The following is a 21,737-nucleotide window of genomic DNA, read 5'->3' on the forward strand; positions in this document are numbered from 1 at the left end:
GCCACCCTGGCCCGTTCCTCAGTTTAAGCCGAGGCGCAGTGCGTCACGTGCACTTCTTTCCCGCAGGACGAGGCTCGGTCAGCACCTACTGGATTCGTCAGCGTCCGTGCCTTTGTGCTTTGTCGCTTCACCGTGGCGGGCCAACCAGGGATCGCATCGCCGTGTGGCGGCGGCTTCTGATGAAATCCGTTTGCCATCGCTTCGCGAGTGGCGGTGTCATCAGGCATCGTGTCAGCGCACTGCTTTCGCATTCCAGGTGTAGCGACATTTTCCGCAGCGCCGAGGGGACCCCATAGCCCTGAACTGCGGCCCTGCATCTTTCCGGTGTCGGGCATGTCTTCCGGGGTGAGGATGTCGCGGGCGGCGCCGAGGTCGAAGCCTTTGAGGTTTGCTTCGGTGCCGATGACGGCTTGCAGGGTGAGGTTGTGGTGGCGTGCCCATTCCTGCAGGGCGAGCAGGGGATAGGTGGCCCAGGTGCCTCGGGTGGAGGCGGGGATGGATTCGTCGCCGGAGACCATCTTGACCTGTGGGGGCAGTTGGACGTGCTCGGGGATGTAGGCGAGCCCGTAGTTGTTGGCGACCAGGATTTGACCGTCGCCTGTGACGCCGGCGATCCAGAACAGGCTGGGGTCGGTGATGTCGACGTTGAGCGCGGCGGCAATGTGCCGGGCCAGTTGGCGTGGATTGTTTCCCTTGCGGCGCAGGGCTCCTGCGGTTGCTGCGGCGGCAATGGCATCGCGTTCGGCGCGCGCGGCCGAGATCGGGACCGGGGCGGCCGCCGCGCCCGCGGCGCCTTGGCTGGTCGAGGTCGGTGCGATGGCGGGACCGACGGATCCGGCCGCGGGTGCGACCGGTGCGGCCGGAGCCGGTGTCGATGGGGGCGCCAGTGGCATGGGCGGGGCGCCGGCCGGGGGCGCGGCGGGTGCCGCGGGTGCGGGAGCGCTGGGTGCGACGGGTCCACCGGTGTGGTTGACCGCGGCCGCCGGCGAGGTTGCACTGGATGTGTCGGGTGCCTGGTAGACCGCGGGTGCCGGTGTTGCGGGTGCTGGGGTCGGCTGTCCCAACGGTGCTTGGGTCAGCGGGGGCTGCGTCGAGCCGGCGGCCTTGGTGATATCGCTGAAACCCTTTTGGAAGTCCTGCTGGGGCGTATTGACTGGCGCGGCACCAGAACCCGCGCCGCTGCCGGCCGAGGCTGCGGGGGCTTGGGGGCTGCCGCCGGAGGCTCCACCGGACAGACCCCGCCGGAACTGGAACCGCCACCGCTGGAGCCGAGACTCGGGGTGCCGGACGAGGAACCTTGGGGTTGGCCGAGATGGGGAACGCTGGCTGTGCGCTCGCGGGAACATTCGATACAGAAGGGGAGTTCGACGTACCAGGGGTCGTCCTGGGCGGCGGGGCTTGAAGGGTGGGCGCCTGCTCGTAGTTGGCTTGAGTCGCGTTCGCCGGCGGAGGCGCTGCACTGGGGTTGGGTCAAGTTCGCTTTTCGGTCTGAACCTGGCGCTGTGCCCGCACCATCGCCGGAGTTCATCAGATTCGATTGAGTGTTTTTCGCTGGTGAGCTGTTATGGGCGGCTGGTCCGGCATTGGACGGTGAATTCTGGCTTAGCGGCGTTTTCAGTGCATTGGTAATCTGGTCTTCGGTGAGTACCCAATTGCTCAGCTTGGACTGGCCTGCTGCCGCTTCGACATCAGCAACGTTTCCGTCGCGTGCCGCTGAGACGATGTCTTGAATTTTTCTGGATGGTGACTCTGGGTTGAGGCTAGAGGCTTCAAGCTCAGCAATCGTCGCTTGGGCCGCAGCTACACGCTCGATTATCGAGACTTTCGTATTTAGAATGGTCGTAAAAATACTGCCTAACCAGGTGATCTCAAGCACAATTTTTCGCTGCACTGCCTCGATCGTCGAGATTGTGCTGCGAATCGAAGCCGCGCCCAGCATTCGCGGCATTGCCCGAGCAGAAAGTGCCTGACTCTAGTTCTGCATTCTCGCGGAGCCAAGACTCGTGGGTAGCTCCAACGTCTCGCAACAGGTTCGCCGGCATCACGCCGCGGTTCAGAAAGAGGTGTTCGTCTAGTTCAGGCCAACCACCACCGGGTCCGCGTACTTTCCTGACGGCTTCGGGGGGGGGGCATTCCTAGCCTTGCAGGCCTAGGCAAGCGTCGTAAATTACAAAGCTTGCTGAAGACGCAGTACCAGAAAGGTAGCTGTCAGCCGTTGTGTAGCTCGGGATTGCCTTTACGAAGGCTCGCCAGTATTGTGCCGACAGCATAGCTATATCCTCAAACGTCGAATTTCCAGACTTTCGACCTTTACTCTCGATATTATTTGCATAATCGGTCATGATTTCAGACATTTCCGCCATATCACGTTGCTGCTTTGGAGTCCACTCGCTGGCCTCAATATTCGGATCCAAGGACAACCATGCTGCAGCGTCTCTGTCGAACTTGTCTCCCATCTTCAACCATTCTCTGCAGATCAATTCCTGGTCAGACTTGATGAAGATAACTGGATTATCTGAGACGGATATTTTGTCGGTAGATGTCGGCTCTTTCCCTGGTTCGATCAACGAACCCCGAGATAAAGCAGCCCCATTCTCGATTGCCGTACATATAGAGGTCACTGCGTTCGATGAGGCATTGGCAGTTCGAGCCAGCTCATTGTCTATGGGCGTATATGTCGGAATGCTCTCTGCATACGCGCGCCAGAATGCAGTCGACTGTTCGTACAGGTCGCGCATGACTCTATGTGGAGTCTGCTTTGCGAGAGGTAGCGTCTGATCAGCAGCCCGTTGCATCGCGGCAGCTACCGACTCTTGGATCGACTTTTGAGCTGGCGTCCAGGACGTGGCCGGGATATTTGGATCTCGGGCCTCCCAACCCTGATTCTGCTGTTTAGACAGCGTGCTGGCAATCGGTCGCCAGGCGGCGCAAGTCGGATCCTCAACTATGATGCTGATCGGTCCATTATCGTTTGCACTAGCGGTGTCGTCTGCAGGCGGAGTCCCGTTGATTGACGGAGATTCCTTGCCGTCATCCCGCGCAAAAAGTAGCGTCGCCCCGACTGATACAGCGATGACCAGCAACACCGCGACGCCGATCAAGAGAAACTTCAAGCCGTTGTTCTTTGGCGGCGCAGTCGGCGGACCCCAACTCGGCTTTTGCGGTGGCCACTGTCCAGAGCCGTACTGCGGCTGGCCATGGCCGTACGGTAGTTGGGGTCCAGGCTGTGGTGGTCCCCAGTTTCCGGGCGGCGGAGGATTCGTCACTGGCGCCACCCCTTGCAATTGGGCGCCGTCACTAATCCACCCCCATCGCCGGACATTGTCGACTTGATGCTAGCTACGCTGGCCCGTCTGTCAGTTTAAGTGAGTGCGTCGGGCCGTTGTGCACTTCTTCGGCTGGTGTAACCGTTGGTGCCAGGGCCGTCATTGAGATACCTCATCAGCCGGCCACCCTGGGGACGCTGGCAGCGTCGGGAAGTTGGACCTCGGATAGGAGTTCCCCGGTTTGTAGTCGCGGTCGGCGGGAGGCTGCTCGGCTCGTGACTGACATTCGATGACGTCTGCCGAGTTGTTAGTCCACTCTGCCAGCAACAGGAATCCGCCTTGATAGTTAGAAACTCGCCAGCCAGCGAACACGTTTTTGAACGGTGAACGCGACGGCCCTCGTTGTGCTGACAGATCTGTAGCGTTTTCGGGGGCCGTTAGCTGGACCCGAAAGGCGCTGATACCGCCATTCGGCCCTGGACCGCCGATGTTTGGTTGCAGTCCGAAGTCTGTTTCCGACGCGGAACCGTAGGAGAAGACACAGCCAACAGCTGTAGCTTGGCGACCCGAGGTATCGATTCGAAGGATGTGATGGCGGGCGGTACCCACCCACTTTTGAGCATGAAAGGGAACAGGCCACAGCTTTTCGGTGCCGTCTGGCCCGTCGGGAGTGTTGGGCTCAACTGAGTTTTGAAATCCCGGATACAGGTATTTTTCGTCCGTGGTGAGGTAGGCGAGATAGTACGACTCGACATAAGCCCTCACTGCGACAGCGGGGCCTGTGGTCAAGTCTATCCCCGGTTCAGCGCTCCACGTTATGGTGAAGTCTTTCAACATCTCTGGCCAGCCCGCGGCTGGCGAATCTGGCTGAGTATCGGCCGGCCGGGGGGAACAGCCAGTGGCGCAGAGCAGTATCAGTGCCGACGCAGTAGCAATAACGTGCCGCGTTCGTCTCAACCTTCATCGTCCTTTTCGGGAGTTGGCTGATTGTCGGGATCTTGAATGACTTTGTTGTACCGGTCTGCGTAAACCTCATCCGGTCCTTTTGCGTTCACGACCGTGGTCTGCTCACCCACCTGCTCATTGAGTGTCGAAACGAAGGTGGCGTCATCGACCGATTTCTCGCCGTCTGGTCCAGTTGGTTGAACCACGCGAGGGTGTAAGGGATCGGAGCGGTCGATCCAGTCGTCAGGCAGCGTCAGCGGATGTCCGGTGGCCAACATCGCGTTGAGTATGTATTCGCTTGATCTCGATGCGGACATAGTTGGCAGTGGACGCTCGCCTGGAGCTTCAGACGTGTCAAAGAGTTCTTGGCCAAAGATCGATCCCACTTGGCCGACGATAGGTCCGGCGACCATTCCCGCCCCTGGGATGGCTGACGCACCCGTGCTCAAGCCGGCGACAGCAGCATCAAATCCGTTCTTTTTCCATTGGGTTTCGCTAATCTGCGACCGATGGTCGTTTGCTTCGAAAGCTTGGAACGCCTCGTGCGCACCGACATCGACCAAACCGCGCATGGTTGCTGCCGAGTACATGTGCGACTGGGCGCCTGGATCCTTCGGGTTCAGCGCGAACGCGGTCTCTTGTTTGATTGCTTCTCTGTACGCGGCTTCGTTGATTACTCCGGCAGCGGACTCATCCGTGTTGAGAACCGCAAAAACTCCTTTGGCGTTGGGCATCTGGCCCTCGCGGCGAAGAATGTCGTCATCGATCTTGAAGTAGTCGGACGTTTGAAGTCCACCCATTTCCTGGACAAACGGCACAAGCCCGTGGGCATACCTCTGGGCCAACTCGGGATTGAGTTGTCCAAGCGTCTGGCCGTCGATGTACATAAGCTCGGGTCTGTGCTCTCCGAGGTACTGGGCGTAGACATCCGCAACCTCGGCAGCCATCGGTGAGGGTTGGCCATCGGGTCCTACCTCACCCGTCCAGCTGAACAGGTAGCCAGCGGCCTTCCCGTTGTCCTCCCACTCGGTGGTGTTGATGTCGTGGAGGAAGTCGTTGACGTCCACACCGTTTCTACCCATGAGCTGATCATTGATGATCTGGTGGTCATCGTCGATCGCTTCGAAAATGGCTTGCGCCGTCGTTTTTCGATCGTCGTACGTTCCTGGCTGGTCAGGCACGTCCATGATCTTGTCGGCAGCAACTATGAGCTTGCGATCCAGCTCGGTGCCGGTCTGGAACCTGGGGTCACCGTCTTTGACGATGTTGGCAATGTCGGTGATGTCCTTGCCGTGCTGCAGCGTGGTGCCGTGGCCGCCATAGTCGCCGGTAAGGCTGGAGCCCGCGTTGTTGAGGGCGTTCTGCACGCTGTCGGGTAGCTGCTCGGCCGAGCCTTTGATCGGACCGTCGGCCCCGTCGATGACGACGTCGTCATTGCTCATCAGCTGCCATGAGTCGGCGAGGATTCCTTTGTTGTCGCCCAGTGAGTCACGAGCGTTTGTCAGCTCGTCGATACTCATACCCTTCTGCTGCTTCTGCATCTGAGACAAGTACGCGTTCTGTTCCGGCGTCAGCGGAGTACCGGGCTGAATCGAATCCAGGACATCGCCTACGCGTTCGGCTGATCCCGGATCGTCACCGCTGAGCGCATCTTCGACATCGCGGGCAGCCTGTTCCTCAAGAGGCAACGCCGACATCTCTTCTTCGTCACTCATCAGCTGCACTTCGTCGTCCCGCTGCTCGGGCTTGTCTTCCTTGCCCGCACCGCCGAACTTCTGGTCCTGCAACGCATCCCACTCGGTGCCCAGCTTGGTGATGTCACCGGCCACCCGGTTCAATTCGGAATTGGATGTGCTGACGATCCCGGACAACTCGCCGAGGCCCTTCTGCACGATCGGCAGGATCAACTGCTCCCGATTCTTCCCGGGCGGCACCGATGCCGCGGCGTCGACCACCCACTGGCGCAGATTGTCGAGGTTCTGCCGGCCGGTGGCGACGACGTTGGCCGACTCGTTGACGTGACTGGCCAACCGCTTGTCCAGTACAGCCAGCTCGCCCAGCACCCGGGCGTGTTCCTTGTTCACCTCGCCGTAGGCGTTGGCGGCCGTACCCGACCACGCCGAGCCCGGTGCGGCGGTCTGCACCGTGGACTGCAGCTGCTGCAGTTGTGCGCTCTGGTCGAACTGCTCACCGGTCTGGGGGACCCCCGCCCCGAACGTCCGGCGAGCCTTGTCCCACGTCGACAAGAATCCCTCGAGCGCACCCACCTGATCTCCGTCCCCCGATCCAGCCCTTTGAGTCTATTTGCCGGACGATGCCAGAAAGCGCACCTCTTTGGGAGAGGCTTGCCGAACCGTAAAAACGGCAAAAGTGACAAAACCGGGACTGCTCCCTCGGTACCCTGCCGCTGTGGAGCTGACCCTGCAACGCATCGGCGCCTGGTGCGGAACCGTCATGATCCTGCTCTACGGCGCCAGCTTTTCCGGTATAGCCCAACTGTTCCCGCCGCTGTCACCGGCCGCGTCCGCCGACCAGATCGCCGCCTTCTTCGTCGACCACAAGCTCTGGATCCGGTTCGGTGTGTCGGGCGCTCTGCTCAGCGCCGTAGTGGCGCTGCCGTTTCTGGCCGCTATCATCCTGCGGATCCGACGCGCCGAGGGCGGCTGGGGGATGCTGTCGATGACCCAGCTGATGGCCGCAACCGTCTTCGTGCCGGCCCTGCTGTTCCCGCAGTTCTTCCTCGGCGTCGCCGCCTTCCGCCCCGAGGAACGGTCCGCCGAACTCACCCAAGCTCTCAACGATGTGTTCTGGCTGTGGTTCATCGGCATCGTCGGCACCATCATCGTCCAGAACCTCACGCTGGCCGCCGCCGCATTCATCGACAAGGGTGACCCGCCGACCTTTCCGCGCTGGTACGGCTACCTCAACCTCTGGGTTGCCACGCTCTCACTACCCGGCTGCGTGGTGGTCGTCTTCAACGATGGCCCGCTGGCCTGGGACGGTGTCTTCGCCTTCTACATTCCCGGCCTGGTCCTGGTGGTGTGGCTGTTCAGCACCACCGCCGTGATGCTGAAATCGATCAGCGCCGAACAGGGCGCACGGGCCCGCGCGTGAGCGCCACGGCCACGCCAATCGTTAACCGGCGCATCCCCGGTGAGAGCGGCACCTGGGTGTTCCTGTTCGGCGACATGCTCGTCTTCGGCGCCTTCTTCGTCACGTTCCTGGTCGAACGCGCCACGGCGCCGGAGGTGTTCGATGCGGCGCGCACCACCCTGCACATCGGAGTCGGCGTCACCAATACCCTTGTGCTGCTCACCAGTTCGCTCTGCGTGGTACTGACCATCAACGCGATGCGCGCCGAGCAGCATGCCCTGGCGACGAGGGCGGCGGCCGCCGCGATGGTGTTGGGCCTGACCTTCATCGCGCTCAAGGTCTACGAGTACGTCTCGCTGGGTGCCGCGGGACATGGGCCGGGCGCCAACGATTTCTACCTGTACTACTTCATCCTCACCGGCCTGCACCTGTTCCACGTGTGCCTGGGTCTGGGTGCGCTGGCTTTCGTGCTGAGCCAAACCCGCCGACACGACCTGAGCGACACCCGCACCGCGCTGGTCGAGGGGGCGGCCTGCTTCTGGCACCTGGTCGACCTGCTGTGGATCGTCCTGTTCGCCCTGCTCTATCTGGTCAGCTGATGACGGCACTGAAACTACTCACCAATCGGGCGGGCGCCAGCTGGCTGCTCCTGGTCGCCGCGACCGTGCTGTCCTGGGCGGTCGGTGCCGAGCACGGTACCGGATCACTGGTCGCGGTACTGGTGCTCGGGATCGCCGCCGTCAAAGTCCGCCTGGTCGGGCTGGACTTCATGGAGTTGCGCCACGCGCCAATTGCGCTGCGAGCGGCGTTCGAGGCGTACTGCGTGGGGCTGTGGGCGCTGTTGTCGGCGCTCTACCTCTGGCTCTAGACCCTGTCGATCCCGCCCGCGCGCAACGCCGCCAGATCGGGTGCGCCGCATCCGTGCAAACACACGCGCAGCTCGGCGATGAAACGACCCAGCCAATCCTCGGCTGCGGCGGCGGACTCGATCGCCGGCACCAACAACGGCTGCGCCACCGCGACCACGTCGGCGCCCAGCGCAATCGCCTTGGCCGCATCCATCCCCGTGCGGATGCCGCCCGAGGCGACCAGCGGCATCGACGGCAGCGCAGAGCGCACCTCCACCAGGGCCTGCGCGGTCGGAATGCCCCACTCGGCCACATCCGGATCGCTCACCGAGCCATAGCGCACGAACTGTTCGACGCGTGCCCACGACGTCCCGCCGGCCCCGGCCACGTCGACGGCGGCCACCCCGATATCGGCCAATCCGCGCGCGGCAACCCCACCGATCCCGTGGCCCACCTCTTTGACCAGCACCGGATACCCGACCGAAGCGATCACCTGCTGCAGCCGGGCCAGCGACCCGGCGAAATCGGTATCACCCTCGTACTGCATCGCCTCTTGTAGCGGATTGGTGTGCACCGCCAGCGCGTCGGCGCCCACCGATGCCAGCGCATCGCGTAACGACGGCACCACGTCCACGCCCACCTGCGCCAGCCCGATATTGCCAATCAGCAGCACATCGGGGGCGATATCGCGCACATGAAAACTGGTGACCGATTCATCGCCGAGCATGATGCGCTGCGAGCCGAGCATCATCCCGACACCGAGCGACTGTGCGGCCGCCGCCAGATGGCGGTTGATGGTGCCCGACAATTCCGAGCCGCCCGTCATGGCGCCGATGAGCACCGGCGCGGCCAGTCGCTTACCGAGGAACTGCGTGCTCAGGTCGATACGGGCGAGGTCGGTCTGGGTGAGTGCGTTGTAGGGCAGCCGGTAGCGCTCCAAACCCGTGCGCACCGTCTGGTACTGGACGGCCTCCGATAGGCAGACGTCGATATGCCGACGCTTGCGCACCTGCATGCGGTCGTCGAAGCCGGGGCCGATGCTCACCGGATCGACATTGCCACATCCGGCCCGACCCGGCGGAGTGCGCCATGAACCCGGCCGTCGGTCCCTGAGACAATGGCCGGGTGTCTGATGCCTTGTGGATCGCGCTCGCGGTCATAGCCGTACTGGTCGTCGTCGCACTGGTCGTCGGACTGGTGCGCTACCGGAAGCGTCGGATCAGCCTCTCCGCTCCCGACACCACCACCGAGATCGACAAGTCGGGTGGCTACAAAGCCTCGACGGGCATCACGTTCAGCTCCTCGACGGCCGCGCCGCCGGTCGAACGGATCGACACCACCGGCCTTCCGGGCGTCGGCGATGACGCGGCCGTGCCGCGCGATGCGCCCAAGCGCACGATCTCCGAGGTCACGCTGCCCGAGCCGGCTGTCGAGACTCCTGTCGAGCCGCTTGTCGAAGAGCCCACGCCGGTCGAAGAGCCCACGCCGGTCGAAGAGCCCACGCCGGCTGAAGAGCCGGCGCCAGAGCCGGAGCCGGAACCCGCGCCTGAGCCGGAGCCGGCCGCTGAGGCCGAACCGGCCGCGGTCATCGAACCGATCGCACCCAGCGAGGGCCGCCTCGAGCGACTGCGTGGCCGCCTCGCCAAATCCCAGAGCACGCTGGGCCGCGGCATGCTCGGCCTGCTCGGCGGCGGAGACCTCGACGAGGACTCCTGGGAGGAGATCGAGGACACTCTGCTGATCGCCGACCTCGGTCCCGTCGTCACCCAGAACGTCATCACCGCACTGCGCGCGAAGATGGCGAGCTCGTCGGTGCGCACCGAAGCCGACGCCCGCGCCGTCCTCAAGGACGTCCTGGTCGCTGAACTGCGCCCCGACCTCGACCGGTCCATCCGGGCACTCCCGCACGCCGACAAGCCCTCGGTGCTGCTCGTGGTGGGCGTCAACGGCACCGGCAAGACCACCACGGTCGGCAAGCTGGCCCGTGTCCTCGTGGGCGACGGCCGCCGGGTCGTCCTGGGCGCCGCCGACACGTTCCGTGCCGCCGCGGCCGACCAGTTGCAGAGCTGGGGCGCGCGCGTCGGCGCCGACGTCGTGCGCGGGCCCGAGAACGCCGACCCTGCCTCGGTGGCCTTCGACGCCGTCGACAAGGGCATCGCGACCGGCGCCGACGTCGTCGTCGTCGACACCGCGGGCCGCCTGCACACCAAGACCGGTCTGATGGACGAACTAGGCAAGGTCAAGCGCGTGGTCGAGAAGCGATCCAAGGTCGACGAGGTGCTCCTGGTTCTCGACGCCACGATCGGCCAGAACAGTCTGCCGCAGGCCAAGGTTTTCGCCGAGGTCGTCGACATCACCGGTGTGGTGCTGACCAAACTGGACGGCACGGCGAAGGGCGGCATCGTGTTCCGCGTGCAGCAGGAACTCGGCGTCCCGGTCAAGCTGGTCGGCCTCGGTGAGGGACCCGACGATCTGGCCCCGTTCGAGCCCGCGGCATTCGTCGACGCGCTGCTCGGATAGCGCGTGCGCAACCGGGAAACACAGGTGTAACAGACAACGGGAATCCGTTCACGCACGCGAAACATCGGTGAACCACCGATGAAACGAGGGCGAAAGAGTCTCTTCGGGAGGCCGATTACAGCGGCGCATTTCCCAAGGAGGTTCATACAAAGTGGTTCCTGGCTTGCACGATGTGGCCCTGGCCATACCCGACGAAAATTTCCTGCCGTTCGGCCCCGGAGGCCTGGACTCCGGCAACACGGCATGGGTGCTCGCATCCGCCGCCCTGGTGCTGTTCATGACCCCGGGCCTGGCGTTCTTCTACGGAGGTCTGTCCCGGCAGAAGTCCGTGCTGAACATGATGATGATGTCTTTCGGTTCGCTCGGCTTGGTCAGCGTCATCTACGTGCTGTGGGGCTACTCGATGTCCTTCGCCTCCGCGCACACCGGCGAGACGCCCGGCCTGTTCTTCGATAACCCGTTCTCGCTCTTCGGGGTCAACCAGTTGACCGAGGTGCGCGAGATCAACGGAGCCGAGTCCTACGTGCTCGGCGGCTTCGGCACCGTCCCGGCCATCGTCTGGGTCGCCTTCCAGCTGACCTTCGCCGTCATCACCGTCGCCCTGATCAGTGGCGCGGTCGCCGAGCGCATGAAGTTCGGCACCTGGCTGACCTTCGGTGGTCTGTGGGTCACCTTCGTGTATTTCCCGCTGTCGCACATGGTCTGGGGCGGTGGTCTGCTCTCCGGTAGCGATCAGGGCCTGGCGGCCAAGCTGTTCGGTGTCGACGAGGAAGGCGCGGCCAACGTCGCACCGATCGACTTCGCCGGTGGCACCGTGGTGCACATCAACGCCGGTATGGCGGCGCTGGTGCTCGCCATCCTGCTGGGCAAGCGGGCCGGTTTCGGCAAGACGGCATTCCGTCCGCACAACATCCCGTTCGTGATGCTCGGCGCGGCCATCCTGTGGTTCGGCTGGTTCGGCTTCAACGTCGGTTCCGTGGGTGGTGCCGATATGGTTGCCGGCCTCGTGTGGGTCAACACCACCGCCGCCACCGCGGCCGCGATGCTCGGCTGGTTGCTCGTGGAGCGTCTGCGTGACGGGCATGCCACCAGCGTCGGCGCCGCCTCCGGTGTGGTCGCCGGTCTGGTCGCCATCACCCCGGCCTGCGGCAATCTGACCCCGGTCTGGTCACTGGTCGTCGGTGCGATCGCGGGGATCTTGTCGGCCTTGGCAATCGGCCTGAAGTACAAGTTCGGCTATGACGACTCGCTCGACGTCGTCGGCGTCCACCTGATCGCCGGCCTCTGGGGCACCGTGTCGCTGGGCTTCTTCGCCACCGAAACCGGGCTGTTCGTCGGCGGTGACTACAAGCAGTTGGTGGTCCAGATCGTGATCGCAGGTGCGGCACTGCTGTTCACCGCGGTGCTGACGACGATCATCGCCTTCGTGGTCAAGCCACTAGGCTGGCGAGTCAGTCAAGAGGAAGAGGCCACCGGCATCGACGAGACCGAGCACGCAGAAACCGCTTATGAACTCGCATGATCGCGAACAATTGACTCCAGTCCTGGAAGGATCGACCATATGAAACTGATCACCGCGATCGTCAAGCCATTCACTCTCGAAGACGTCAAGACCGGCCTGGAGCAGACGGGCATCCTCGGTATGACCGTCAGCGAGGTGCAGGGTTACGGCCGCCAGAAGGGCCACACCGAGGTCTACCGCGGCGCCGAGTACTCGGTGGACTTCGTGCCCAAGGTGCGCGTCGAGGTCGTCGTCGACGACTCGGCCGTGGACAAAGTCGTGGATGTCATCGTCCAGGCCGCCCGCACCGGAAAGATCGGCGACGGCAAGGTGTGGGTGAGCCCGGTGGAAACCGTCGTGCGAGTACGCACGGGAGAGCGCGGAGTCGACGCCCTCTGATCATCCGGTGATGGAGGTCGTTTCCCGGCCATGCACGCAAGACCGTTCAACGTAGGGCCGGGGGAGGACCGAAATGACTGATCAGACACCAGATCCCGCCGCCGGGGCAGCCCGATGGGAAGCCCCGGCGGCGGGATCGCCGCGTCCGGCCACCGATCTGGCCAAGGCCACCGCGCAGCTTCTCAACACCGGCGGTAAGCAGTTGGATTCGGCGGGTCTGCGCGACGCGCTGCTCGACCTGCACGAATTCTGGTTGTCCACCAAGGCAACCGAGATCGGTATCACCGCCACCAGCGGATTCGCGATCGTCGCAACCGGGGGGCTGGGCCGCGGCGAATTCCTGCCCTACTCGGACCTCGACCTCACGCTGCTGCACGACAACATGCCCGCCGATGTGGTCAGTAGGGTTGCCGAACTCCTGTGGTACCCGTTGTGGGACGCCAACATTCGTATCGACCACAGCGTCCGGACCGTTCCCGAGGCGCTGAAGGTCGCCGGTGAAGACATCGCGGTCGGGATGGCGATGCTCGACGCTCGCCACATCGCCGGTGACGCAGAGCTTTCCGCGCTGCTCACCGGCGGCGCACGCCGTCAGTGGCGGATCGGCATCGCCGGTCGCTTCGAAGAACTCGTCGAACACACCAGGGCGCGCTGGGCGCGCAGCGGTGAGATCGCCCACCGCGCCGAACCCGACCTGAAGAACGGTCGCGGCGGCATCCGCGATGTCCAGTTGCTCAACGCCCTGGCCATCGCCCAGCTGGCCGACGTGTACCCGAGCCGGCTTCTCGCCTCGCCCACCGGGACGCTCGGCGGAGCGCACCTGTCGCTGCTGAACGTCCGCACCGAGTTGCACCGCGTCTCCGGGCGTGGACGCGAGCAGGTGCTGGCCCAGTATGCCGACGAGATCGGTGCCGCTCTGCGCATCGGCGACCGGTTCGACCTGGCGCGGGCGATCTCCGATGCGGCCCGCACCATCAGCTACTACGTCGACGCCGGGATCCGAACCGCGGGAAACGCCTTGCCGCGCCGCGGTTTCGCCGCGTTGCGACGCCCGGCGCGGCGACCCCTCGACGAGGGGGTCGTCGAGTTCGCCGGTGAGGTCATCCTGGCCCGTGACGCGCGGCCCGAACGCGATCCCGGCCTGATCCTGCGGGTCGCCGCCGCCTCGGCCATCACCGGGCTGCCCATCGCGGCGCCCACCCTGAGCCGATTGGCCGGTGCGGCACCCGAACTTCGCACGCCCTGGCCGCGGGAGGCGCTCAAAGACCTGCTGGTGTTGCTCTCGGCGGGCCCGACCGCGGTGGCCACCGTCGAGGCCCTCGACCGCACCGGGCTGTGGGGCCGGCTCTTCCCGGAATGGGGCGCCGTCCGGGACCTGCCACCGCGTGATGTCGTGCACATCTGGACCGTCGACCGTCACCTTGTTGAAACCGTCTCCCGCGCAGCGGCATTGGCCACCCGCGTGTCGAGGCCCGATCTGCTGGTGCTCGGTGCGCTGGTGCACGATATCGGCAAGGGCCGCGGCGGGGACCACAGCATCATCGGTGCCGAGCTGGCCACCCAGATCGGCACCAGGCTGGGACTGTGGCCCTCCGATGTCGAGTTGCTCTCGAAGATGGTGCGCTACCACCTGTTGCTGCCCGACACCGCAACCCGGCGAGACCTGCAGGACCCCAACACCATCGCCTCGGTGGCCGAGGCGCTCGGCGGCGACTCGCAGTTACTGGAGTTGCTGCACGCGCTGGCCGAGGCCGACTCGCTGGCGACCGGGCCCGGGGTTTGGGGGGACTGGAAGTCCTCGCTCATCGGTGATCTGGTGCGGCGATGCCGGCTGGTCATGGCCGGTGAACCGCTGCCCACCCCCGATCCGGTGGACCCTCGCTATCTGGAGCTGGCGGCCGACGCCGGGGTGCACGTGGAGATGGTCCCCGGGGAGGGGCCACACATCCACAACGTCACGATGATCGCGCCGGACCAACGTGGTCTCCTGTCCAAGGCTGCCGGCGTACTGGCGCTCAATGCGCTGCGGGTGCACTCTGCGTCGGTGAACAGCCACGAGGGCGTGGCCATCAACACCTTCGCGGTATCACCGCATTTCGGTACGCCACCGGCCGCCGAACTGTTGCGCCAACAATTCATCCTCGCCCTCGACGGGGGTCTGGACGTCGCCGACATGCTCGCCCGCCGGGACCTGGAGGCCGCTGCCGGACCGGCTCGGGTGGGCGAAACGCCGGCCTCGGTGCCGGCCATCAGTGCCACGGCGCCGCCACGCATCCTGTGGTTCACCGGGGACACCCCCGGTGAACTCGTGCTCCAGGTCCGCGCCGGCGACCGACCCGGCCTGTTGTCGCGGCTCACCGCGGTCATCGAGCGCCGCGGCCTGGACATCACCTGGGCGAAGGTGACGACGCTGGGTTCGGTGGTCATCGATGTGTTCAACATCGTGGTGCCGGCGCTGGGCGAGACGAAACTCGACGAGGTGCGCGCCGAGATGGAACGCGAGCTATACGCGATGCTGCCGGCCCCGCCACGCAAGGTGTCCGAAGCCAGTTAGCTTGCGGGCGAGACGGTCACCCAGGTGTTGTTGACCGCCGCCGTTCCGGTATAGGTGTCCACCCGCGACGGGTCGTGGAGCTCGTTGACATTGGCTCCCGGCAAGGTGTTGGCATGCTGCCATCCCGTGTTGCGATGTCCCCACCCGTGCGGCACCGCGACGGTGCCCGGCCGCATCTCATCGCTGATATCGACCGGGATCTCGATGCTGCCGACGTCGGAGGCGATGCGCACCAGCGCACCCTGAACCAGTCCGCGCGCACCGGCGTCCTCGGGATGCATGAGCACCGTGCACCTGTTGTTCCCGCCGGTCATGGTCGGCGCGTTGTGCAGCCAGGAGTTGTTGCTGCGCAGGTTGCGTCGGCCGATCAACTGCAGCCGGCCGGCACCGGAATCCTCGGCCGCAGCGGCCAATCGGGCGGCGGCGTCGGCGACGAACGCCGCCGGCGCCAGCTGGACCAGACCGTCGGCGGTGGCGATGACCTCCCGCAGCCGGGGTTGCAACGGGCCGAGGTCGATACCGCCCGGGCTGTCGCGCAGTGCGCGCAGGGTGATCGCCTTGCGGCCGCGACGCAGCCTCCCGTACGGGCCGGTGGCCAGCACCAGGGCCGCGGTGTGCATCGGGTCGATGGCCTTCATCAGTATGGTGCGCAGCGTGGCGGGTATCCGCCGCAGCGGTGCCGGCGCCAGCTCGAGGGCGAGTCGGGTGAGGATCTCCCAATCCTCCATCGCCCCGGCCGGCGGTTCGAAGGAGCGATGCTGATAGCGGACATTGTTTCGCACGCTGTAGACGGTGGTGAGCAGGTTGACATCCTCGCGCTCCAACGGCGAGACGGGAGGCAGGATGAAATCGGCGTGCCGACTGGTCTCGGTGACGTACATGTCCACGGCCACATAGAAATCCAGCTGTGCCATCGCCGCGTCGAGGCGTCCCCTCTGTGGGATCGAGGACACCGGGTTACCCGCGTAGGTGACCATCGCCCGGATCTGGCCGGGACCGTCGGAGAGCATCTCGTCGGCCATCACGACGGCCGGGAGTTCGGATCGGAAAGAACGGTGCCGTCCCGAGCGGTCGGTATGGGTGCCGTGTTTGATCGGAAGACGCTTGGCCAGACCTGGAACGTCGATGATCGGCGTCGCGAACATGGTGCCGCCGGGGCGGTCCAGGTTCCCCGTCACCGTGTTGATCACCATCACCAGCCAACTGACCAACGTGCCGGTTTCCTGGTGGCAGATACCGATTCGCGCGTAGATGGCCGCCGATTCGGCCGCGGCGTGATCGCGGGCAAGCGCCCGGATCTGCTCGGCGGTGACGCCCGCGCGCGATGCCATCGCCTCCGGGGTGGCTCCCTCGACCAACGCGGTCAGCTCGGTCCAACCGGATGCGATCCGCGCCAGGGCCGCTGTGTCGCAGAGGTTTTCGGTGACAAGTACATGCAGCATGCCCAGCAGCAGGAACAGGTCGCCGCCGGGGCGCACCGACACGTGCTGATCGGCCAGCCGGGCGGTCTCGGTGCGTCGCGGGTCGATCACCACGACCGTTCCGCCGCGCTCACGGATGGCCTTGATACGTCGTTTGGCCCCCGGCATGATCGACAACGATCCGTTGGACACCGCGGGGTTGGCGCCGATGACCACCAGTCGGTGACAGCGGTCGATATCGGTCACCGGCATCAGGAAGTTGGAACCGAAGACCTGCCAGGCGGCGTACTCGTGGGGCATCTGGTCGATGGAGGACGCAGTGAAGAAGTTCGGCGTGCGCAGGGCCATCCGCAGGAGCAGTCCGTAGCCGGCGCCGGAGCTGTGCGCGGCCGGGTTGCCCAGGTACATGCCCAGCGCGTGGGAGCCGTGGCGGTCGCGGACCGCGCGCAGCCGACGGCCGATCTCGCGGAAGGCCTCATCCCAGCCGACTGGTTCGAACCGGTCGCCGACGCGGCGCATCGGGGTCCGCAACCGGTCGGGATCGTCGTGCAGTGCGCCCATCGCGGTCGCCTTCGGGCAGATGTAGCCCTTGGAGAAGACGTCGGAGGGGTTGCCGGCGATGCGGCTGATTCGACCGTCGGTGACGGTGACGTGGATGCCGCAGTGCGCCTCGCACAGGGTGCACTGGCTGACGTGGGTGGTGCTGTCCGGCTCGGCCGGCGCGGCGCGCTGGGGGAGAGGGAGGTCAACGGTTGTCATGGGGGCCTCCGGCCGTTTCTGTCAGCGGGCGTTGACAGATTAACGCCCGCTGTCGCCCGAGGCCAGAGTGCGCCGTGAGTTCATCATGGCTGACCGTTAGGCTTACCAGGTGTTTGAATCGCTGTCTGACCGGTTGACCGGTGCTCTCCAGGGGCTGCGCGCCCGCGGCCGGCTCACCGACGCCGACATCGACGCCACCGCGCGTGAGATCCGACTTGCCCTGCTCGAGGCCGACGTCTCGCTGCCCGTGGTGCGCGCCTTCGTCGGCCGCATCAAGGATCGCGCGAAGGGCGCGGAGGTTTCCGCGGCGCTGAACCCCGCCCAGCAGGTCGTGAAGATCGTCAACGAGGAGCTCATCGGCATCCTCGGTGGCGAAACCCGCCAGCTCTCCTTCGCCAAGACCCCGCCGACGGTCATCATGCTCGCCGGCCTGCAGGGTTCCGGTAAGACCACGCTGGCCGGAAAGCTCGCCAGATGGCTCAAGGCACAAGGGCATACACCGCTGCTCGTGGCCTGTGATCTGCAGCGTCCCGGCGCCGTGCACCAGCTCCAGATCGTCGGCGAACGCGCGGGTGTCTCGGTGTTCGCGCCGCACCCCGGCGTCTCTCCCGATGGCGTGACCATCGACCAGATGACCACCGGTGACCCGGTGTCGGTCGCGGCCGCCGGTCTGGCCGAGGCCAAGGCCAAGCACTTCGACGTCGTCATCGTCGATACCGCCGGTCGCTTGGGCATCGACGAGGAACTGATGGGCCAGGCCGCCGCGATCCGCGACGCGGTCAACCCCGACGAGACGCTGTTCGTCCTCGACGCCATGATCGGTCAGGATGCCGTCACCACCGCCGAGGCGTTCGGTTCGGGCGTCGGGTTCACCGGTGTCGTGCTGACCAAGCTCGACGGGGACGCCCGCGGCGGCGCGGCGCTGTCGGTCCGGGAGATCACCGGTGTGCCGATCCTGTTCGCCTCCAGCGGCGAGAAGCTGGAGGACTTCGACGTCTTCCATCCCGACCGGATGGCCAGCCGCATCCTCGGGATGGGCGACGTTCTCTCCCTCATCGAGCAGGCCGAGCAGGTCTTCGACGCCGAGCAGGCCGAGGCCACTGCCGCCAAGATCGGGTCCGGCGAGCTGACACTTGAGGACTTCCTCGAGCAGATGCTGGCCATCCGCAAGATGGGCCCGATCGGCAACCTGCTGGGCATGCTGCCCGGCGCCGGCCAGATGAAGGACGCCCTGGCCGCCGTCGACGACAGCCAGCTCGACCGCGTGCAGGCCATCATCCGCGGCATGACCCCCGCCGAGCGGGCCGACCCGAAGATCATCAACGCCTCCCGCAGACTGCGCATCGCCAACGGATCCGGCGTCAGCGTCTCCGAGGTCAACCAGCTCGTCGACCGCTTCTTCGAGGCCCGCAAGATGATGTCGCAGATGGCGGGCCAGATGGGCATGCCGTTCGGGCGTAAGAACGCTCAGCGTAAGGCGGCCAAGGGCAAGAACAAGCAGGCCGGCAAGAAGAAGGGCCGCGGCGCCAAGGGGCCGACCCAGCCGAAGAGCCCGTTGGGTGCCGGTATGCCCGGAGGTTTCCCCGACCTGTCCAACATGCCCAAGGGTCTGGACGAGTTGCCGCCAGGGCTGGCCAACTTCGATCTGTCCAAGCTGAAGTTCCCCGGGCAGAAGTAGTCCGTGCAGCCGCTGCATATCCGAGGCCGAGGGTTACCCGACGGTGAGCAGGTGCAGTGGTGGGTGCACGGCGGCGTGCTGTCAGCCGAGCCGATCGCCAACGCCGACACCGTCTTTGACGGGGGCTGGATCATTCCCGGCCTGGTCGACGCGCACTGTCACGTCGGGCTCGGACCCGGTGGGCCGACGACGGTCGAGGAGGCCGTCGAGCAGGCCGAGGTCGAACGCGATGCCGGGGCGTTGTTGCTGCGTGATGCCGGCTCACCGGTGGACACCCGCAGCTTCGACGACCGCGACGACCTGCCACGCATCATCCGGGCCGGCAAGCACCTGGCCCGGCCGAAGCGCTACATGCCCGGTCTGCCGATCGACATCGAGGACGAATCGCAGCTGCCTGCCCACGTCGCCGAGCAAGCCCGCTGGGGTGACGGCTGGGTCAAGCTGGTCGGGGACTGGATAGATCGGGGCGTCGGGGATCTGGCGCCACTGTGGTCCGACGACGTGCTGGTCGAGGCGATTGCCGCCGCCCACGCCGAGGGCGCTCGGGTCACCGCGCACGTCTTCGGCGAGGAGGCGCTGCCCGGGCTCATCAAGGCAGGCATCGACTGCATCGAGCACGGCACCGGTATCACCGAGGACACCATCGAGCTGATGCTGGAGCACGGCACGGCGCTGGTCCCGACGCTGATCAACATCGAGAACTTCCCCGGCATCGCCGATAAGGCGGCCAAGTACCCGACCTACGAAAAGCACATGCGCGATCTGTACGCCTCCTGCCACCAACGGGTGGGTGCCGCGCACGAGGCGGGTGTGCCGATCTTTGCCGGCACCGACGCCGGCGGAATGGTCGCCCACGGTCGCATCGGTGACGAGATCGACGCGCTGCGCCGGGTCGGGATGACCGCGACGGAGGCTCTCGGCGCGGCGTGCTGGGACGCGCGGGCCTGGCTGGGCCGTCCCGCGCTGGCCCACGGCGCGTCGGCAGACCTGCTGTGTTTCAGCGAGGATCCGCGCGAGGTCGGGGTGAGCAACCCCGATCTGGTGCTGCTGCGCGGGCGGATCTGGCGCTAGCCGGCCGGCGCGCAACCATGCCCGGACGGGTCAGTACACGTCGCGCACGTAGCGGTGACTCTTGATCAGGTCGTTGACGTAGGCATGCGCACCCGCGGCGTCGAGACCGCCGCAGCGGGCGACGATATCGTGCAGCGCCGCGTCGACATCCTTGGCCATCCGGTCGGCGTCACCGCACACGTACACGTACGCACCGTCGGTCAGCCAGCGGTAGAACTCCTCTGCGTTCTCCTGCATCCGTTGCTGCACATAGACTTTGGCTTCCTGATCGCGCGAGAACGCCAGATCCAGTCGGGTCAGGATGCCCGCGTCGGTGAACTCCTGCAACTCCTCGCCGTAGAGGAAATCGGTGTCGCGACGACGGTCGCCGAAGAACAACCACGCCGGACCGGTCGACTCGGTCGCGCGGCGCTCCTGCAGGAAGGCGCGAAACGGTGCGATGCCGGTGCCCGGGCCGATCATGATGATCGGGACGTCGCCGGCGGGTAGCCGGAAATGGGTGTTGGGACGCAGGTGCACCAGCACGTCCTGGCAGCGATCGGCCAGGAACGTCGACGCCACCCCGCCGTGGGCGCGCCCGTCGAGGTCGTAACGAACGCTGGCGACCGTCAGGTGCACCGCGGCGGGATGTTCCAGCGGGCTGGACGCGATCGAGTAGTCGCGGAACTGCAGGGGGCGCAGGGTGTCGAGCACCTCGTCGACGTTCAGGTCGGCCAGCGTGACGATATCGAGCACATCCTTGCCGTACAGCCACGAGTTCTCGGTTCCGCCGTGGGTGTCACCGGACTGCAGCGCCGCCGACACCTCGGCATCGGTGGTGCGGCCTGCGGCCAGATTCAGCAGTGCCCGCGAGGGCGTGCGGATCTCGAAGTGTTCGGTCAACAGCACGCCCAGCGGCTGCTCGTGTCCGGTGACGGTGTAGTCGGCGCCGACGCCGAACGCGGCCAGCAGCGCCTCGACCAATGCGGGGTCGTTCGTCGCGTGCACCGCCAGCGAATCACCGGCCTGGTAAGCGATTCCGGTTCCGGTCAGGTCGATCTCGTAGTGGCGGACCTCTTTGTCCGACGCGGTCGAATTGAGCCAGCGATTGACGGCCAGCCGCGCGCGCACCGGCACGTTGCGCTCGCGCGGTTCGCTGCGTTCGGAGGCCGGCACCGCCGCGGGCTGCGGTTCCGTTGCGCCCTGTTGCGCGGTCATCACCTTGATGATGTCGGCGGTCCAGGCCTTGGCGGGCTCCTCGTAGAACCCGTCGACGTCGACACGGTCGACCATGCGTTGTGCGCCGAGCGCCTCGAGCCGCTCGTCGAGCAGCTTGCCGGCGTTGCAGAAGAACTCATAGGAGCTGTCACCGAGCGCGAGCACCGAGAAGTGCAGATGCTCCAGCCGGTCGGTGTCGGCGCTGATCGCCTCCCAGAACAGGGTGGCCGAGTCGGGGAACTCGCCCTCGCCGAAGGTCGATACCACCACGACGAAGTGGCTGGCGTCCTGCAGCTGGCCGAGTTCGACCTGGTTGAGCTCCACCGCCTCGGACTCGATGCCGATCTCGGCGACCGATTCGGCGAAGGTCATGGCGGCGTCCTCGGCGTTACCCATATCGGTGCCGAACGCGACGATCAACGAGATATCAGCTTGGCCGGACAAGGAGTCCCCTTCGGTCGTGCGTGGGACGGCTGTCCGACGCT

The 21,737-nt window shown here is 65.6% G+C and carries 16 protein-coding genes; 10 read left to right on the plus strand and 6 right to left on the minus strand.

The features are described from left to right. Positions 1–23: 23 nt before the first annotated feature. Positions 24–893, minus strand: a complete 870-nt coding sequence (locus tag FBY28_RS22545; protein WP_216847900.1) for an EspK C-terminal domain-containing protein — start codon at positions 891–893, stop codon at positions 24–26. Here FBY28_RS22545 and FBY28_RS26290 point away from each other — a divergent pair. Next, positions 892–1,020 carry a hypothetical protein gene (locus tag FBY28_RS26290; RefSeq protein ID WP_286178385.1) on the plus strand — a complete coding sequence of 43 codons (129 nt, stop codon included), beginning with the start codon at positions 892–894 and terminating at the stop codon, positions 1,018–1,020. The genes FBY28_RS22545 and FBY28_RS26290 overlap by 2 nt on opposite strands. Positions 1,021–2,135: 1,115 nt before the next feature. On the opposite strand, the gene FBY28_RS22555 is transcribed toward FBY28_RS26290, so the two are convergent. Beyond that, positions 2,136–3,113 (minus strand): ESX-1 system-associated protein, encoded by a 978-nt coding sequence (locus tag FBY28_RS22555; protein ID WP_141869456.1) that lies wholly within the window; start codon positions 3,111–3,113, stop codon positions 2,136–2,138. 1,106 nt (positions 3,114–4,219) lie between these two features. Beyond that, positions 4,220–6,478 (minus strand): TPR repeat domain-containing protein, encoded by a 2,259-nt coding sequence (locus FBY28_RS22565; protein WP_141869458.1) that lies wholly within the window; start codon positions 6,476–6,478, stop codon positions 4,220–4,222. Positions 6,479–6,620: 142 nt separating this feature from the next. Here FBY28_RS22565 and FBY28_RS22570 point away from each other — a divergent pair, with 142 nt between their 5' ends. The 3 genes from FBY28_RS22570 to FBY28_RS22580 are packed head-to-tail and all read left to right on the plus strand — an operon-like array spanning position 6,621 to position 8,172. After that, positions 6,621–7,325: a hypothetical protein gene (locus FBY28_RS22570; RefSeq protein WP_019511298.1), complete on the plus strand. Its 705-nt coding sequence runs from the start codon at positions 6,621–6,623 to the stop codon at positions 7,323–7,325. Next, positions 7,322–7,903 (plus strand): cytochrome c oxidase subunit 3, encoded by a 582-nt coding sequence (locus FBY28_RS22575; protein WP_141869459.1) that lies wholly within the window; start codon positions 7,322–7,324, stop codon positions 7,901–7,903. The genes FBY28_RS22570 and FBY28_RS22575 overlap by 4 nt, the downstream gene beginning before the upstream one ends. Further along, positions 7,903–8,172: a cytochrome C oxidase subunit IV family protein gene (locus tag FBY28_RS22580; RefSeq protein WP_141869460.1), complete on the plus strand. Its 270-nt coding sequence runs from the start codon at positions 7,903–7,905 to the stop codon at positions 8,170–8,172. The genes FBY28_RS22575 and FBY28_RS22580 overlap by 1 nt, the downstream gene beginning before the upstream one ends. On the opposite strand, the gene fni is transcribed toward FBY28_RS22580, so the two are convergent. Further along, positions 8,169–9,197: a type 2 isopentenyl-diphosphate Delta-isomerase gene (gene fni, locus FBY28_RS22585; protein ID WP_216847901.1), complete on the minus strand. Its 1,029-nt coding sequence runs from the start codon at positions 9,195–9,197 to the stop codon at positions 8,169–8,171. The two genes, FBY28_RS22580 and fni, sit on opposite strands and share 4 nt — an antisense overlap. A gap of 80 nt (positions 9,198–9,277) precedes the next feature. On the opposite strand from fni, the gene ftsY reads away from it, so the two are divergent. The 4 genes from ftsY to FBY28_RS22605 all read left to right on the plus strand — a co-directional run bounded on the left by ftsY (position 9,278) and on the right by FBY28_RS22605 (position 15,126). Next, complete coding sequence (gene ftsY / locus FBY28_RS22590) at positions 9,278–10,672, plus strand: signal recognition particle-docking protein FtsY (RefSeq protein WP_141869461.1); 1,395 nt, start codon at positions 9,278–9,280, stop codon at positions 10,670–10,672. Positions 10,673–10,874: 202 nt separating this feature from the next. After that, positions 10,875–12,194, plus strand: coding sequence for an ammonium transporter (locus FBY28_RS22595; protein ID WP_286178517.1), 1,320 nt, complete (start codon positions 10,875–10,877; stop codon positions 12,192–12,194). A gap of 39 nt (positions 12,195–12,233) precedes the next feature. Further along, positions 12,234–12,572 (plus strand): P-II family nitrogen regulator, encoded by a 339-nt coding sequence (locus FBY28_RS22600; RefSeq protein ID WP_019511304.1) that lies wholly within the window; start codon positions 12,234–12,236, stop codon positions 12,570–12,572. Between the two features lie 73 nt (positions 12,573–12,645). Then, positions 12,646–15,126 carry a [protein-PII] uridylyltransferase gene (locus FBY28_RS22605; RefSeq protein ID WP_141869462.1) on the plus strand — a complete coding sequence of 827 codons (2,481 nt, stop codon included), beginning with the start codon at positions 12,646–12,648 and terminating at the stop codon, positions 15,124–15,126. Here the strand turns inward: FBY28_RS22605 and FBY28_RS22610 are convergent. Continuing rightward, the gene (locus FBY28_RS22610; RefSeq protein ID WP_141869463.1) at positions 15,123–17,306 is read right to left on the minus strand and encodes a molybdopterin-dependent oxidoreductase; all 2,184 of its coding nucleotides are present in this window, start codon (positions 17,304–17,306) and stop codon (positions 15,123–15,125) included. The genes FBY28_RS22605 and FBY28_RS22610 overlap by 4 nt on opposite strands. Positions 17,307–17,415: 109 nt before the next feature. On the opposite strand from FBY28_RS22610, the gene ffh reads away from it, so the two are divergent. Then, on the plus strand, positions 17,416–18,984 hold the full coding sequence (gene ffh, locus FBY28_RS22615; protein ID WP_141869464.1) for a signal recognition particle protein: 1,569 nt from the start codon (positions 17,416–17,418) through the stop codon (positions 18,982–18,984). A gap of 3 nt (positions 18,985–18,987) precedes the next feature. Next, a complete protein-coding gene (locus tag FBY28_RS22620) occupies positions 18,988–20,055 on the plus strand; it encodes an amidohydrolase family protein (RefSeq protein WP_141869465.1) in 1,068 nt (355 codons plus the stop codon). Positions 20,056–20,085: 30 nt separating this feature from the next. Here the strand turns inward: FBY28_RS22620 and FBY28_RS22625 are convergent, their stop codons facing one another. Next, the gene (locus tag FBY28_RS22625) at positions 20,086–21,696 is read right to left on the minus strand and encodes a diflavin oxidoreductase (protein WP_141869466.1); all 1,611 of its coding nucleotides are present in this window, start codon (positions 21,694–21,696) and stop codon (positions 20,086–20,088) included. Between the last annotated feature and the right edge of the window lie 41 nt (positions 21,697–21,737).

Origin of the sequence: Arthrobacter sp. SLBN-53, from assembly GCF_006715585.1 — a bacterium.
Taxonomy (GTDB): domain Bacteria; phylum Actinomycetota; class Actinomycetes; order Mycobacteriales; family Mycobacteriaceae; genus Mycobacterium; species Mycobacterium neoaurum_A.